Origin of the sequence: Enterococcus caccae ATCC BAA-1240, from assembly GCF_000407145.1 — a bacterium.
Lineage (GTDB): Bacteria > Bacillota > Bacilli > Lactobacillales > Enterococcaceae > Enterococcus_L > Enterococcus_L caccae.
Genome location: NZ_KE136475.1, coordinates 66,687 through 81,541, shown reverse-complemented (window position 1 = coordinate 81,541; position 14,855 = coordinate 66,687). Strand labels below are relative to the sequence as shown.

Here is a 14,855-nt window from a genome sequence, read left to right as displayed (position 1 = left end):
TCTTAATTATTCGATTTATCTACACATTTTTAATTATCTTTCTGTTTGCTTTTAATTTTTTTAGCTGTTTTATACCATATTTTTGGGTTATTCACTAAAATTACAGTTAATAATCCTGCGATTGCTGCTCCTAAAATTAGGGAAAGAAAAAGCTCTTTTATTATAATCATAATTTCAACCTATTGTCTTTCTTAAAATTTACAAGGTAGACCATATAAACGGGTATGCTAATAAATAAAATCATAAATGGTATACGAAAAAATTCTCGTAAGCTATTAAGATTTGGAATTGTCTCGGACAACCCAATAAAACTAAACAATAGAACTAAAACAAGTACCATGTAATGAAGCTTTTTGTCTAAGAGCATAAAAATCAATGGATTCTTCAAATATCCAGTACTTCTAATTGCATGCATCGCATCTTCAAGGTTAGTATCAGTATATTCTTGGCTGTTTCCATACATCATACGATTGATGAATAGTGTTAATGTAGTTGCAAAAAATATGGTAAACACTATCATACTAATATTGTTGATCTCATTACTAATAAATTTCATTTTAAAAAATGAAGTAATCACTCTGACGATAATAAGACAAACAAATAGTCCAACAATTAGATACTTATTTGATTTGCTTTTTTTTGCAGATACTTTTGAACTTCCGTCTCTAACTGCGACATCTCTTTTTTTATCCCAATATACGCTTCCACCATATTTACTATCTCCCAACCAAATATATCTTCTCATAGAAAAACTCCAATCTTAAATATTAACCGTTTTAGTTAATTACCGACAAGCGTACCCCAACTGAAAAACTTATTCTCTTTAAAATGGACTGCTTTATCCCAAGCTGCGTTTAATGCAGCTCCAACAGATGAAGCAGCATGCGCGGCACCGGCTATTGCAGCTCTCGTTGTCTCATACTTATCTTTGCGTTCGAAGAACGTTATACCACCATCAAATACAGCACCTGCAGCTCCTAAATAGCCGAGCCCTTTAAGACCACTTCCAATTTTACGTGTGCCATTTAAAACTTCATCATAATGTTTTGCATTTTTGACAGCTTTAAATCTATTAACATCGCCATTAACTTGTTTCCATATTTTGAATCCTGATTGTGTTTTTAATAGTAGAGCGATACCATCACCTAATTATACGCTTTTTAGCCACGTTTCTTCTACCAATCAACAGATTCAACTGAGAGAACATTTTTGAAACAAATACGCATGAGGGCGATTGCCTCATGCGTATTGACCATAATTCACATTATAGTTTAATCTTCAACAACTAGTTTTGGATAAGTAATTGTTTCTATATTTTTCTCATAATTATCTGCAAAATCAATTTCCTGACTGTTTCTATAACCTTCAAATATTACTTCATCAATATCTTCTATATTAAAGAAAACAAATTCTTGGCTTCCATCTATTCCTTGCGGATATAAAGTTGCTGAATAATCAAAATACCCTATTTTTCCATTTTGATTGAAGAGCTGGGCTCTACCCACAATCATTAAAAGAACATCGCCTTTTTTTAATCTTACGACTGAACCAATTGGCAATATATAGTTGTTCTCACTCATCATACATACCTGCTTTCATTTGTTTTTTTAAAATTCTAAATGCTTTTTGTTGTGCAAACGGATGAACTGAATAATGCATGAGACTAGTTACAAAACCCACTATTAATAATATAATCGAATCTTCCGTTGACAAATTATTTATTGAGAGTGAATACAAAAAGAACATACCATATCCCATTAAAAATAAAAATTGAACCCATACTACTAGTTTGAAATTTTTTGAATTTTTAAGAACTTTCATTACTTCATCTCTTTTAAAAATTTTTTTAGTCTGTTTTCCTTTAGAGTTTTCCAAAAACAAATTAGCAGCAAGTTTTCCTATAATCCATCCTACTCCAAAAAGACAAGCAACCATTAAATAAATAGGAATAAAAGAAACAATCTTAAACTGCTTGGCAAGTAACGGAATCACTAATACACCTCCTAACATACTTGCTGCCCATGTATTAGATTTAGAATAACTTTTGCCTGATTTTTCAGTATAAGGACCTACAAACTCTTGAATAAATAATTCATGTGTGGATAAGTCAAAATAAATAGATTTATCATTAGCAATCTTTAATAATGGTACAGTTTTATTTTTCAATTAAAAGCTCCTCCTAATGATTTTCCAACATTAGAAAACCATTTACTTGCATTTTCTTTGACATTATTAATTGTTTCTGATACTTTTTCCGCTTTTTTATCAAAACTTTTTTTGGCTGCTCCTGATTCTACCCAATCATATATTTTGGAGCCAACTGTACCAACTGCTATCCCAATTCCAGCACCTACTAAGGTACCTATCACAGGTACGGGAAAAGCTGTTCCTAGTACCGCACCAATTTGTCCACCAACGGCTGCTCCTCCTGCTCCGATTGCTGTATGAGCCACCGTATTTTTGATAGCCCTTGCCTGATCATTGTGTTGAGTCATTTGATCATTATAGTCAAATGCTGCCCCTGCTACTGTTCCAAAAATTCCTAAACCTTTCCAAACCTTGCTGCCAGAGACAGCATTAGAAGCATCTATTAGATCGTCTCCCACGCCCTCTAAAGCACGTGCTCGTTTTCCTATTCTCGACATTTCATTAGAAGATATACTTCTACTTCCCATTCGTAAGGCATCAACTCTCATATTTTTACCCGTTATTTTAAGTCCTTGTAAAATACCGTCACTTAAACCTTGACCATATCCTAATCCTTCAATTGAGTTATTTAATGCTGTAAAAGCAATCCCTCTGTTAATATCATTTATCCGCTTCTTCACATCTGGATCATCCACCCCATACTTCGCAATCATTTCTGATGGCGTCATTGAGTTCAGATCTTTTTCTTTCGTTTTTCGTTGCTTTTCATCTGCTTCAGTCACCTTTTTTTGAAACGCTTGAACATTATCTGCTAAGGCAGTACTGTTCGCAAAGGCAAGGAAACGTGGATCGGTATAACCTAATCCTCCGACTTTCTGTGCAGCTTTAATTTGTGTACCTAAAGACTGAATCATGTCTTCATTAGCTGAATTGCCTTGCTTGCTATCGAACTGATTGACTTTTTGAATGATTTCATCCGCATATTTTTTCGTCGCGTCCGCTACTTGATTAAAATCGCTCTTTGATGCGGATAATGAAATCAAATCAGAAATACTACTATACACTGACTGGAAACTTTTCACTTGTTCTTGATAAGTTTGTTTCATCTTGTCAATATCTGATTTTGCTTTGATCAGGACTTCTTCACTAAGGACTGCTGAATCGGATGATTCGCCTGTTGTTCCTTTAAAATCCTGATACGCTTGGCGTAACTCCATTTCAACGGCTAGATAACTACTTTTCAATCCAACAATTACGGCATTCTGGTTATTATTGATATCCGCTGATATAGCCTGTCCTACTTTACCAGACAGTGCGTTACTGTTAATTATACCATTCATTGCGTTTTTTGCAGTATTTAATTGACTTTGCGCTGTCTTAGAAAGCTTTTGATACTCTTCTACTGCTTTCTTCATTTCTGCTGTATCGACATAAAATCCCATAATACACTCCTTTCCATGCATTCATCCTATTATTCTTCTCCTGAAAGTCCAGATAACACTTCAAAATAAGCAATTGTATCCTCAGGTTTCATATACGCTGTTGAAACTTGTTGCTTGGTTACCTGAGTCGCACGTAAACCATCAAAAGCAAACGCTTCTTCATACTCATTTGTAAGACTTTCCGCAATCACTCGTTTGATCATCATATTAGAAATCAAAATCGGATCATTCCCATGAATCTCACCATAAGGCCACAAATGACCCAGATAATCTACAATATATTGCTCAAAACCGCTCATCAGAGGAATCTTCCGACCGCTTAACGTGACAACTGCGCCTAGCTCTTCCTTTTTAAAGAGTTCAGCTAGTTCTTCTGTTAACATACTTTCATCTAATTCAACCGTTGTTCCAACTGGATAAATCGGCGCAAAGGCAACATCGATTTTCCCCATATACTGAAGAAACTGTTCATTGGTCAGTTCTACTTGACTAGTTTGACGATCAAGCACTACACGTTGAGTATCATGATCAAAAGAGACCGTCAATTTAGCACCAACCATTGGCTTATGTTCGAATTGTTCTTCTTCATTACGATAGGCTTTATAAATTCCTTTTAACAAAGGAAAGTTCGTTCCTAATAAAACGCCTGTTGTAATCAACTCATTCGTTACCTCAAAAAGTAAAGAATCATCATTTGCTAGAACCTCTTCGAAGAATTTTTTTGTATCATAACTCGCCATTAATTGAACCTCACTTTAGATGTATTTTGCTCAAATAATGTTGTATTTTGTTTAAATGATTTAGATGCTTGCTTGTCTTCACTAACAATATGTTCCGCAACTTTTTTCATTTTTTGCGTATCTGTTTTCGAAACATTTTTGAAGGATTCTACTGTATTTGCAAGTTTCTTTTGTGTTTCAATTATTTTTTTGAATCGCTTCAATGTTGTTTTCCCTAAATTGTTGATGGTTGGTTTTGAAATGCTTGATACTGCACTCTCTGCTTTGTTAACCGCACCATCCCAGACTTGTTTATCAACACCTATTGCCATAATTCATCTCTCCTTTTTCTTACTAAAAAATAGAGGCTAAGAAATTTTTTGCCATATCAAAGGCGCTTCCGACAGCACTCATCAAATCACCTTGCTCTAACTCTTTCTTTGCTATTTCTGCATCTAGTTTGGATAAATTTTGTTGATGCTTGTTTTCTTCTTTATGCAAAGCTGTCCCCATTTTTTTAGCCTTCTGATCGAATTTTGTACGAAGCGTACCTTTAAACTGTCCCGTACTCAATTTTGTTGAGTATTGATTGACTTCATTTTCGAATTTGGAGAAGGACGACATTGACTTATTTAACGCTCGTTTTGCTTCTTTCAATCGTTCTAATTTTTTTTGATTTCGATCATAATTTGCTTGTCGCTCATTTGCGATACGTTGCCATTTTGTTGCTTCTTGGCGATTTCGACCATTACTCTCTTGTCGTTTTCTTTCTGCTGCATCGTCTTTACTCATCGTTTTACCTCCTTTTACACTTAAACTATCAACTATTCACTAACCAACTTCACTCGACAAGCATTTCGTCCAACAAAGAAATGAGACTCATCTAGTTCAACTGTCGGTTCACTATAGCCTGATTTCACATTGATAAATCCTTGATCCGCTAAACGTGTACCGATCATCCCTGCTGGGATATTCGTACGTAGTCGTTTATTAAAGTCATCGAAGCTATTTTCAATTTGTTTTTGATTGCCTTGGAAAATAAAGTAAATCTTCACTTTCGCTGCTTTTCTTAGATAGACATCAATTGCATCATTGGTAATGAATGTCTTATCTCCAAACAGATGTGCTTCTGGAACATAGACAAACATTGGTTCTGGATCTGTTGCGTCCTGACGAACTTCTTCCGTTATTTAATTCGTTCAGTTTTTATTTTTGATACAAAACAAAAAAGCCCAGACACATAAATCAACTTGTAGTAAACCAAAAAAAGTTAGATTTTTTAGTCTAATTTTTTTGGTTTACTTGCTAATTTGTTCTAAGCTTTTAAACAACATTTCTATTTCATTAAATTTTTTCTTTGCCTCTCAAAATGATAATCTGGCTTTCCATTTTTTGTAAGGTTTGTGAAAAATCATTGTGGAAAGTAGTGAATATCTGAGAACAAGCATGGTATTCACTCGCTATTTTCTTTTTATTAACAGGACGTTTTTGATCGCTAAAAAATTCATTTAGTAGTTTTAAAGTACGCTCCCATGAATTTAGTTGTTCCAACAGATCATGCAGAGAATATACCTCCTGATAACTTATCATTTTAATCGGTTGATTATTTTTTGTCTTTACACTTTGATTTTCCATAATTCTCCTCCTTTTTTCAGAATTGATGCTTATACAAACACCACTTCTTTTTTTATTATACTATATGATGTTCTTATAAACAACACTAAAAAGGGAGAGAATTCTATGGAAAGAAAAGTAGAAATTCGTTTGAAACAACTAGTTGAAGATAGGGGAATCTCTTTAAGAGAACTTGCTCGTTTATCAGATATCGAGCCTTCAATTGTTAATAAATTGGCTAATAATAAAAGAGAGAAAATTTATTTGCCACATATTGAGAGGATAGCCGATGCTTTGGACATTGATGATATAACTGAAATAATTCGGTTGAAATGAGTAGGAAATGCTGTGTAAACACCATCATTTGGGAACTTACACTGTTTTTATAGTAAGAATTTTACTTTTTAATACTGCTCTCTGGCTTAGTTTTTAACCATTAGATTATTAAGAATCTATAAAATACATTGAACTTGTTCTGATGTATTTCAATAAGTCTTTTATTATTTAAACAGTTCTCTTATCGAAAATTTGATTATCCTACAATTATGCACAAAAAACGGTATCAGCATTTTTCGCTGATACCGTTTTACTAGACTTATTGAAACTGATTAATCTATTAACTCTAGATAATATTCATCATCTTCCGAAATCTTTTTTAAAAATTCTTCTAGCGAGTCGGCTATCTTAAATTCATCATAATAAATTTCATTTCTCTCATTATTAGATATTTTTATTGAAATCATCGCGGTTTCATTCGCTTCGAAAAATACCAATTCATTTTCTAAATCATCATAAACTTCAATATCAGGAAAAAATTTATAATCATTTTGTTTTAATTTAAAATCTCTTATAGAATAAGGATCCATTATACGGTTAATATTATATTCAGAGCCTTTTATAAAACCATAACCTACACTCAAAAAGAATTCCTTTAGTTCTTTAGGAATTTCTAATTCTAATACCGTTTCTACTTCAATTATGTCTTCAATTTTTACATTGTAAAAAACATTCCCACTATTATCTTCTATACATTTAGTCATAAGTCGTTATTCCCTTATTTTATCGTAAATAAGTATAGCTTTTGCTCATATATTTTTTAAAGAACTGGTTCATCATTTTCATTCAATACAGTTTTTATTTCATTATTTTCATAAATTACCATATATTCATCTGGGAGAGCCAGAACTTGAATTATCTCAGGTTTTTGTTTTAAAAGTTGATAAGCATATAAGGCATATAGATCTTCTTCTGAATTATCCTCTTCTATACTACCTATATACCAACCTGAATCACCTGGTTCCACATCACTAGATCTTTGCATATACATTGTATCGAAAGTTAAAATATTTTTTTGAAGTATGATTTTATCGCTAAAACTAATTGATTTGCCTTCTAAATTTAGTTTTCTCAAAAAATGATCTTGTTCTAACTGTACCCATAGTGCCAAGGTTAAATCTTTAGTCTTATCTTCAAAAGGATTTTTGCTAGTATCACTTGTTAGTATAACGAATGAGTCCTTATTTATTTCTTCTAAAAAATAAATTGACCAGCCAATTTGGAATGAAAATCCATTTATTAACTCTTCCTCATTCATATTTTTTAGAATGTAGAACAGGCTTAACAATTGAGGCTCTAACTCTTTTTCTACAGTAGCTATAAATTCTTTACTTCCTAATTTTTGTTTAAATTCTCTCATTTATTTCAACCTACTTCTGATGGATATTTACAAATATTCCCAGACTTTTTTCTAATTCTAACATTCTCTCATCAGCAGAGAATCCCCTTACCGTAGATTCTCTATTTTTACTCTTTAAAAACTATTACATAAAATATAAGCAGAGACATAATAATGATGATTATTTAATCTTTGATAGTGAAACTTTTTAAAAATCCATTAAATGTGTCTGCTACCCAATATACATTTTCTTCATCTGAAGAGCCTTCTAGTTCTTGTGCATCATCCCAAAAATAAACTCCCTTTTCATCTCCAATGGTTATCATAATAAATAAACCTGAATTATATTCAGTACCAATTATAAAGCTTGATGGCGGAAGTTCATCTTCATATTCAAAAAACCAAGTTCCTAAATCAAAATTTTCATTTTCACTTATTCCAAGCAATGAACCCAAAACTATTTCTTCTCCTGTATTGGCTAAATGAGTGATTAAATAATTTTTTTTAGGTAACCCTCCGTTATAATTTTCTAAAAACTCTTTATAGTCATCTGGAAATACAATATCAAATTTTTCTTCCAAAGATAAAATATCTACATCTGATACGTAACCAAATCCGTTAATATTATTCATTATTTCACCTCATTATTTCTTTTTTAATGCAAACCCACCTTTATGTGTAAACCTTCTGCGGACCAAAGTCGGTACATCCTGTAGTGTTTTTCCATCTTGATGATAATGCCATGTTCCATCAGGTTTTTTGGGAGATATTTTATCAGCTTCTCGAAAATCCTTAGATCTTGTTGTAAAGCCGTCTTCTAATGTAACTTCATTTCTGACAAATCCAGCTTCTTTAAAATCAGGATATCCGTCTGTATATTTAATAACATTGCCATCCCAATCTTTGTATACCCATGTCCCATCGTCTAATATATCAATTTCTCCACCTTTATCCAACCATTTTTTTAGGATCGAGAGAATTTTTAGGCTTCGTTTCTAATAGATCTTTAGTAAAATCATCGGATTTTAATTTCTTAGCCACATCATCAACAGCGCCACTACCCTTACTAAAGTTAGCTTTTGCTGCCTTCATATAATCATCCAACGTTCCCTTACCAACAACTTTGACGCTTCCTCCACCTGCAAGAGCTATTTCGTCCATTATTGGCATTGGAATATTCTTTACTTTTGTCATAAAGGCTTTTAAGGCATCATCTCCGTACCTCAAGCCTTTATCGACCATCGAGGCAACTTTAAAGTCGTGGCTTTCGTTGCTGCTTTAAAGGAGAATTCAGCATATTGAAACAAGAAATGCATTATGGAAATGTCTATCAATACTGAACCGAATTGAGATAAACTATTGAGAAGTGTATTCAATCATCGAATCAAAAAAATAGAGTGAAAAAATTCACTCCATAAAAAAATCTATTTTTTTGCCTCTACAGAAAACATCAGTTGAATTCCTTACTAATTCAATATAAATAACTCTAGTGTACGTTTTTAATAAAGCATATTTAATAACTCCGTAAATGTTTCACATATAAATAAAATGGACTTTTCACTATCCTTATCAGCTACTTCATGATTCCAAAATATCACATTTGGTACTTTCTTATCACGAAAATCAAAACAAATTAAATTACCAAATGGATCCTCAGCAATAGGAATTACGCCCTTAACTATACGATCGAAGACATCTTCTAAGACTTCAAAAATATTACTATAGTCATCCTCTTTAAAACTTATTAAATTATTAAACACTTCTTCCTTATCATTGAACTTAAACTTATTTGGGTGAGGATATCCTCCATCGTTTTCAGATACTACTTCAATATAATCCTGTGGAAACTTTACATTTAGTTGTTTTTCAGCATCAACAATTTCATTTCCCAGTAGTTTACCATTTGAATTCTTCCATGTAACTATCTTTGACATAATTCATACTCTCCCTAATTTCCTGGACCCCAGATACTAAAGCCTCCAATATGTCCAGTTTGTCTATGAAGTTTCCTAGCAACCAACTGCATTACACCAGAATCTTGATGATGGTGCCAAGTAAATCTTTTAGGAACTCCTCCAGATTTAAATATTTCAATTTCTTCTAAAGAAAATTGACTTGCAAACTCTTTATTTTTTAATATTTTTTCATACAGGTCTTTACTTGCTCTATCGAAATGTGTTTCTCGCCAATGACCATGGATCCGTGGCTCCTTGAAGTCCCAAACCGATTGTTTTTAACGTACTGCCCATCGCCTTCGTATTTTCCCATGCTCCTTTGATATCATTTGGATCTATGATTGCTACGATGCCTCGACCTAAAAACGTCAACCAACCCATAATCTATATAGGTTACTTGTTCTCTGTTTGAATCAATTGTTTTACTCATTTATTTTTTGATACATAAAAAACGGTATCAGTTTTTCACTAATACCGCTTCAATAACGTTTCATTTTCAATCTAAAATTACCATTAACTTAATAAACATTCGAAAAGAACGGAAAATTCATCTAAATTTTTGTACACTAAATACAGTTAGTTTTTTGTTAGCCACCGACAATTTGATTATCAATCCTGTGATAAAGTATTTTTTTATCTCTATTTATTCATCTAAATAACTTGCCACTCCCACAAAATTTATTTGATAATTTTGATTAACAATACTAATCCTTTTATCTTCCTCTTTGTTATATGAATAGTTATAAACCAATAGTATTGAATTATAAATAGTCTCCTGATTTTTAAATTGCGGAATCAGTTGTTCATCATAAGAAAAACCCTCTAGCAATTCTCTTATATTCTTATTTTTCACTGGAATCCAATCTCGCTCAATTAAATCTCTATCATAATAGCCTAATTTATAGTCTTTCTCAAATTGAGAAGGTATACTATCTCCTTCCTCTGTATAAGATACTTCCACATACTTATCTAATGCTTCTTTATCAGAAAAATTACCTAACCACAATGAAACATCATTTTTATCAGCCAAATTAATTACCTCCTTAATCCTTCAGGCAAACCTTGAATTCCATTTTTAAGTCTACTACTTGCCCACTCATTTAATTTTACTACAAAATTATCATAGTCAGTAGCATTATCTATAATTTTTAAAATTTCATTATGAGCTTTTGTTGAACCTCTTCCTCCATGCCAACCGCTTGGGTTTACAAACTCCACATCTTTTGTTAAAGTTCGCAACTCTTTAATATCATCCATGCTAACTCCCCATTTTTTAAATGTTGGTGTTCTAGAAACCAAGTGCCATTCATGATATCCTCCTGGCCTCCTAATTCTATCTTCTATTTTTTTCCGAAGTTCGGTATTTTTCCAAAGTTTTTCTAACTGTTCACTTGTCAAATTATCAAACCACTTATTAAATTCATTATTTCTAACAGAAGGAATTTTTATATCATCCGCAGCTTCACTAACTTTCTTAACCACATCATCTGCGAATCCATCACCTTTACTAAAAGCTTCCATATAATCGCCTAAAGTCATCTTGCCCATGCTTTGACCTGCAAATGCTAATTCATCCATAACTGGCATTGGAATATTCTTTAATTTTGTCATAAAGGCTTTTAAGGCATCATCTCCGTACTTCAAGCTTTTATCGACCATCGATGTAACTTTGCCTAGTTTGCTCAACGTCGTGGCTTTCGTTGTTGCTTTGAACGCATTTAATCCCTCAGCTATTTTTACGCCTAACTTCGTTCCTTTCAGAGCCGCATTTACTTCTCCAACTCCCACAAACATGCTCGCTACATCAAATACATAGCCCCCTATCGCATAGGCATTTCCTGTTTTTATATCGTTAACTATAGTATTAACGATTCCTGCGCCCATGTCAAAGGTTTCTTTCAACGCCTCTCGATGCGTTGGACTCACTGCCAATAACCATGGATTCGTGGCTCCTTGAAGTCCCAAACCTATTGTCTTTAACGTGCTGCCAATCGCCTTCGTATTTTCCCATGCGCCTTTGATATCGTCTAGTTTCCATTGTGGTGTTTCAATACCTCTCGCTGAATCAAGACCCCATTCGACTAGTTCAACCCCTAAATGAATGACTTGACTACCGCCAATAGCTACTGAGCTTACCATCTCACCTGCGCCGCCAAGGAATCCTTCTCCAAATAGAAGAATATCTTTAAATCCTTTTGGAATAGAAAGATTTTTTGTTCCTTGGACAACATTTCCCCACCAATCGCCGATGCTATCTGACATATTTTGAAGGAAGTTTTCTACTGGATGATGTTTTGCCCATTCTTCTTGTTTTTTCTTTGCAGCTTTTTCTGCTTCTAGTTTTACATCTGCTTCTGCCTTGGCTATTTGGCTATCAATATCTTTGATTGCTTCTGCTAATTCTGTCTGTGAGACAAATTCCATAAATCTTGGATCTGTATAACTTAAGCCACTCGCGGTTTCAGACATTTTGATTTGTTGAGATAAAACATTGATGATCTCTTCTGCTGAGCTTGGTGGTTGCTTACTATCAAACTCATTGACTTTTTGAATGATCTTATCCAACTGCTTTTTTGCTTCATCACAAGCACTAGTGAAGGTACTACTGCTTGGCATAGAAAGCGAAATCAGATCGGCTATATCACTGTACGTTGATTTGATGGTTTGTCTTTTTTCTTTGTGCTCCGTCTTAAATTTATCAATAGCTGTTTTTGCCTTCGTTAAAACATCTTCATCTAACACCGCACTTTGTGAGGTTTCTCCTGTGGTTCCCGCAAAATCTGCGTAAGTTTGTTGGAGATCTGCTTCTACTAACTTATAACTATTTTTTAAGCCAACAAGTACGGCATTTTTATTATTATTGATATCTGCCGCAATTGCTTGGCCTACTTGACCGTGCATCGCATTACTGTTAATGATCCCATTCATTGAACTTTTGGCATTATCTAATTGTTCTTGTGCCGTTTTGGATAGTTTTTGATACTGTTCCAACGCCTTTTTCATTTCGGCTGTTTCTACATGAAAGCCCATAATATGCTCCTTTCTTAATGTTTTACTGTCTACTCTGTTTCTACGATTCCAGAAAGTGTTTCATAATAGGAAACCGCATCTTCTGTCGTCATGTAGGCTTATGTGTATCCACCGAAGACAAATCTGAATTAGGACTTTTTTTAACTTGTCCTCTTAATTTTGATATACGAAAATCGGTATTAGTGTTGTTTCTCACTAATACCGTTTCATTAACTTTTACACTTTCTAGCTGAAACGATTGTACACTTAAGAAACATTCGAAAAGACTAGAAAAGTCTTTTGAATTTCTGTACAATAAATACAGCTAGCTTTTGTTAGCTATTGGCAACTTGATTAGTGAGCTTATTTCTTACTAGTCAAGGCTTTACTATCCGACTCCAATCAGATAGTAGAGTGCCTTTTTTTATATAGTTTACGTTAATTCTTTTAAAGCATGAGATACTTCTTCTCTAATTTGCTTTTCGCTATAGTACACATTAGGCAATTTCAAATCCTCCGAATTGTCAGAAAATCTAGCTGCCATATCGGACACATTTCCTAAAACTGCATATTCTTTTTTCGACAATTCATCATAATCTATTTCTAAATCAAAAATTTTCATAAACTGATTTGTAAAATTGTTAATCTCTATTTCCCCATGATTCAAACCATTTAATAAATAATATAGTTGCTCTTTTTTTGTCATATAGTTTTCCTCCAGTATTATTGTTTTGGTACTGCTGGCAATGGACCTAATGGTCTTCTGTCATATTTAAAGTGATAAATAGTGTTTGTTGCCTTATCATAAAGCACTTCAAAATTATATTTCTTGCCATTAATGTAAATTTCACTATAATACATTGTTGCGCTAGACCCTCTTGGGTCAGGCATAGGAGTACCACCTTTGATTGCTTCTTTCAAGGTTTGAGCTGGAACTGCTCTATCAGGATTAGCCATATGCTCATTTACTTTGTTTGTATAATTAAATATATCTTCTCCAGAAGATTTAGCCCCACTGGATCCCTTAGCCACATCATCCACAACAGACCCAACTTTTGGCGCTTTCAACTTAGTTGTAACATTCTTCGCCGTGTTTTTCAATCCATTCGCTGCCGTTAACATTGTTCCTACTGTCAGAACATCTGTCGTCATATCATAGATATCTCCACGTTTAAAGTCATCAGCCATTGCGCCTATCGCGGCTTTACTCATTTCAAAAATAGCGGAAGGTGTCAGTGCCTGAACATTCTTAACAGTTCCTGACCAATCTTTACCGATCCAATCTGGGGATTTTACTCCCCGTAAATTATTGATCCCTGTAGCGATTCCTCCACCTAAAAGCTGGCCAACTTGTACACTGCCAATCGCTAATGAACTGATCCCATCTCCTACAAATCCTACCGTAGATTCTAAAGCTAATAAAATACCTTTGCCTGTTTCTAAGAGGAAAAAGCCTTCCGTATTGAGTCCTTTTGTTCCTTTGACAATCCCATTCCACCAAGAACCGATACCATCTGAAAAATTACGTAACGCATTCTCTAATGGATGATCTTTGGCCCATTGTTCTTGTTTTTCCTTTGCGGCTTTTTCTGCTTCTAATTTTGCATCTGCTTCTGCTTTGGCTATTTGACTATCGATATCTTGGATTGATTCTGCTAACCCTGTTTGGGAGACAAACTCCATAAATCTTGGGTCTGTGTAGCTTACGCCGCTTGCTGTTTCAGACATTTTGATTTGTTGAGATAGAGCATTGATAATCTCTTCTGCTGAGCTTGGTGGTTGCTTACTATCAAATTCATTGACCTTTTGAATGATCTTATCCAACTGTTTCTTTGCTTCATCACAAGCACTAGTGAACGTACTACTGCTTGGCATAGAAAGCGAAATTAAATCAGCTATATCATTGTAAGTTGATTTGATGGTTTGTCTTTTTTCTTTGTGTTCTGTCTTAAATTTATCAATGGCTGTTTTTGCCTTAGTTAAGACATCTTCATCTAACACCGCACTTTGTGAGGTTTCTCCTGTGGTTCCTGCAAAATCTGCATAAGTCTTTTGGAGGTCTGCTTCCACTAACTTATAGCTATTTTTTAAGCCGACAAGTACGGCATTTTTATTATTATTGATATCAGCGGCGATTGCTTGGCCTACTTGACCGTGCATCGCGTTACTGTTAATGATACCATTCATTGAGCTTTTGGCATTATCTAATTGTTCCTGTACGGTTCTTGATAATTTTTGATACTGTTCCAACGCCTTTTTCATTTCAGCTGTTTCTACGTGAAAGCCCATAATA

The 14,855-nt window shown here is 33.9% G+C and carries 23 protein-coding genes; 1 reads left to right on the top strand and 22 read right to left on the bottom strand.

Annotation, left to right across the window (positions count from 1 at the left end; all coding sequences use genetic code 11):
- Positions 1-29: 29 nt before the first annotated feature.
- The 10 genes from I580_RS17115 to I580_RS13155 all read right to left on the bottom strand — a co-directional run bounded on the left by I580_RS17115 (position 30) and on the right by I580_RS13155 (position 5,944).
- Positions 30-170, bottom strand: coding sequence for a hypothetical protein (locus tag I580_RS17115; protein ID WP_010772010.1), 141 nt, complete (start codon positions 168-170; stop codon positions 30-32).
- Positions 167-745 carry a hypothetical protein gene (locus I580_RS13195; RefSeq protein WP_010772009.1) on the bottom strand — a complete coding sequence of 193 codons (579 nt, stop codon included), beginning with the start codon at positions 743-745 and terminating at the stop codon, positions 167-169. The genes I580_RS17115 and I580_RS13195 overlap by 4 nt, the downstream gene beginning before the upstream one ends.
- A gap of 526 nt (positions 746-1,271) precedes the next feature.
- Complete coding sequence (locus I580_RS13190) at positions 1,272-1,580, bottom strand: DUF4176 domain-containing protein (RefSeq protein ID WP_010772008.1); 309 nt, start codon at positions 1,578-1,580, stop codon at positions 1,272-1,274.
- Positions 1,573-2,166 (bottom strand): hypothetical protein, encoded by a 594-nt coding sequence (locus tag I580_RS13185; protein ID WP_010772007.1) that lies wholly within the window; start codon positions 2,164-2,166, stop codon positions 1,573-1,575. The genes I580_RS13190 and I580_RS13185 overlap by 8 nt, the downstream gene beginning before the upstream one ends.
- Positions 2,163-3,590: a T7SS effector LXG polymorphic toxin gene (locus tag I580_RS13180; protein ID WP_010772006.1), complete on the bottom strand. Its 1,428-nt coding sequence runs from the start codon at positions 3,588-3,590 to the stop codon at positions 2,163-2,165. The genes I580_RS13185 and I580_RS13180 overlap by 4 nt, the downstream gene beginning before the upstream one ends.
- 29 nt (positions 3,591-3,619) lie before the next feature.
- Complete coding sequence (locus tag I580_RS13175; RefSeq protein WP_010772005.1) at positions 3,620-4,330, bottom strand: DUF4176 domain-containing protein; 711 nt, start codon at positions 4,328-4,330, stop codon at positions 3,620-3,622.
- A complete protein-coding gene (locus tag I580_RS13170) occupies positions 4,330-4,641 on the bottom strand; it encodes a TIGR04197 family type VII secretion effector (RefSeq protein ID WP_010772004.1) in 312 nt (103 codons plus the stop codon). The genes I580_RS13175 and I580_RS13170 overlap by 1 nt, the downstream gene beginning before the upstream one ends.
- Before the next feature lie 22 nt (positions 4,642-4,663).
- A complete protein-coding gene (locus I580_RS13165) occupies positions 4,664-5,101 on the bottom strand; it encodes a DUF5082 domain-containing protein (protein WP_010772003.1) in 438 nt (145 codons plus the stop codon).
- A 32-nt stretch (positions 5,102-5,133) separates the two neighbouring features.
- On the bottom strand, positions 5,134-5,457 hold the full coding sequence (locus tag I580_RS13160; protein WP_010772002.1) for a hypothetical protein: 324 nt from the start codon (positions 5,455-5,457) through the stop codon (positions 5,134-5,136).
- Positions 5,458-5,653: 196 nt separating this feature from the next.
- Positions 5,654-5,944 (bottom strand): hypothetical protein, encoded by a 291-nt coding sequence (locus tag I580_RS13155; protein WP_010772001.1) that lies wholly within the window; start codon positions 5,942-5,944, stop codon positions 5,654-5,656.
- A gap of 105 nt (positions 5,945-6,049) precedes the next feature.
- Between I580_RS13155 and I580_RS13150 the strand changes: the two genes are divergently transcribed.
- Positions 6,050-6,259, top strand: coding sequence for a helix-turn-helix domain-containing protein (locus I580_RS13150; RefSeq protein WP_010772000.1), 210 nt, complete (start codon positions 6,050-6,052; stop codon positions 6,257-6,259).
- 272 nt (positions 6,260-6,531) lie between these two features.
- Here the strand turns inward: I580_RS13150 and I580_RS13145 are convergent, their stop codons facing one another.
- The 12 genes from I580_RS13145 to I580_RS17280 form a co-directional block, all read right to left on the bottom strand.
- The gene (locus I580_RS13145; protein WP_010771999.1) at positions 6,532-6,963 is read right to left on the bottom strand and encodes an SMI1/KNR4 family protein; all 432 of its coding nucleotides are present in this window, start codon (positions 6,961-6,963) and stop codon (positions 6,532-6,534) included.
- 56 nt (positions 6,964-7,019) lie between these two features.
- Entirely contained in the window at positions 7,020-7,619 is a 600-nt protein-coding gene (locus I580_RS13140; protein ID WP_010771998.1) for an immunity protein Imm33 domain-containing protein, read from the bottom strand.
- Between the two features lie 164 nt (positions 7,620-7,783).
- On the bottom strand, positions 7,784-8,230 hold the full coding sequence (locus tag I580_RS13135) for an SMI1/KNR4 family protein (protein ID WP_010771997.1): 447 nt from the start codon (positions 8,228-8,230) through the stop codon (positions 7,784-7,786).
- 12 nt (positions 8,231-8,242) lie between these two features.
- Positions 8,243-8,554, bottom strand: coding sequence for an HNH endonuclease (locus I580_RS13130; protein ID WP_010771996.1), 312 nt, complete (start codon positions 8,552-8,554; stop codon positions 8,243-8,245).
- The gene (locus tag I580_RS16815) at positions 8,547-8,840 is read right to left on the bottom strand and encodes a hypothetical protein (RefSeq protein WP_010771995.1); all 294 of its coding nucleotides are present in this window, start codon (positions 8,838-8,840) and stop codon (positions 8,547-8,549) included. Before I580_RS16815 ends, I580_RS13130 begins: the two co-directional genes overlap by 8 nt.
- 257 nt (positions 8,841-9,097) lie before the next feature.
- Complete coding sequence (locus I580_RS13125; protein ID WP_010771994.1) at positions 9,098-9,532, bottom strand: SMI1/KNR4 family protein; 435 nt, start codon at positions 9,530-9,532, stop codon at positions 9,098-9,100.
- Between the two features lie 14 nt (positions 9,533-9,546).
- Positions 9,547-9,738 carry an HNH endonuclease gene (locus tag I580_RS16810; RefSeq protein ID WP_245558654.1) on the bottom strand — a complete coding sequence of 64 codons (192 nt, stop codon included), beginning with the start codon at positions 9,736-9,738 and terminating at the stop codon, positions 9,547-9,549.
- Positions 9,739-9,763: 25 nt separating this feature from the next.
- Positions 9,764-9,925 (bottom strand): hypothetical protein, encoded by a 162-nt coding sequence (locus I580_RS17010; protein WP_155855917.1) that lies wholly within the window; start codon positions 9,923-9,925, stop codon positions 9,764-9,766.
- Positions 9,926-10,196: 271 nt separating this feature from the next.
- Positions 10,197-10,583 carry an immunity 22 family protein gene (locus tag I580_RS13120; protein WP_010771993.1) on the bottom strand — a complete coding sequence of 129 codons (387 nt, stop codon included), beginning with the start codon at positions 10,581-10,583 and terminating at the stop codon, positions 10,197-10,199.
- Positions 10,584-10,588: 5 nt separating this feature from the next.
- A complete protein-coding gene (locus tag I580_RS17285; RefSeq protein ID WP_010771992.1) occupies positions 10,589-12,583 on the bottom strand; it encodes a T7SS effector LXG polymorphic toxin in 1,995 nt (664 codons plus the stop codon).
- Between the two features lie 412 nt (positions 12,584-12,995).
- Complete coding sequence (locus I580_RS13105; RefSeq protein ID WP_010771991.1) at positions 12,996-13,268, bottom strand: colicin immunity domain-containing protein; 273 nt, start codon at positions 13,266-13,268, stop codon at positions 12,996-12,998.
- Between the two features lie 17 nt (positions 13,269-13,285).
- Complete coding sequence (locus tag I580_RS17280; RefSeq protein WP_010771990.1) at positions 13,286-14,851, bottom strand: T7SS effector LXG polymorphic toxin; 1,566 nt, start codon at positions 14,849-14,851, stop codon at positions 13,286-13,288.
- Between the last annotated feature and the right edge of the window lie 4 nt (positions 14,852-14,855).